This is a genomic window from Bradyrhizobium sp. NBAIM08 (assembly GCF_020193935.1).
GTDB lineage: Bacteria > Pseudomonadota > Alphaproteobacteria > Rhizobiales > Xanthobacteraceae > Bradyrhizobium > Bradyrhizobium yuanmingense.
In genome coordinates this window covers 1-393 of sequence record NZ_JADYVR010001149.1, presented here as the reverse complement: position 1 = coordinate 393, position 393 = coordinate 1, and the positions used below count along the sequence as shown (strand labels likewise).

The following is a 393-nucleotide window of genomic DNA, read 5'->3' as shown; positions in this document are numbered from 1 at the left end:
GTCGCCGCCCCGGCCGCGACCTCGGCGACGACGGGCATCTCCACCGGTACGGCCGCCGTGTCGGCGGCACGTACGGCGTACCCGTCGACGGCAGTGTTCTCGAACGGCGGCACCTGCTCGGCGGCCACGACCTCGGCGGCGAGCACCAGCCCCTCGGCAGCCTCGAACCCCACCGTCACCGGCGAGAGGGGCGCGCACGCCCCGATCACGAACGACTGCGCGTCTTCGAGCGGGATCATCGGCCGCACGGTATCTCGGTCCGCCGGGGCGACCGCGACGTGAGCGGACGCGCGCGTCGGTAGACGCCAGACTGGGTGGGTGACCGCGCCCGCGCACACTGCCTTCCCGGCCGACGGGTTCACGACCGCCTGGGTGACGTGGGACGGCGAGCAC

Annotated in this window: 1 pseudogene; it reads right to left on the bottom strand. The window is 74.6% G+C overall.

The features are described from left to right. Window positions 1-239 (bottom strand): annotated as a pseudogene (locus I6F37_RS43900) (molybdopterin molybdenumtransferase MoeA); the annotation flags it as partial. Window positions 240-393 lie beyond the last annotated feature (154 nt).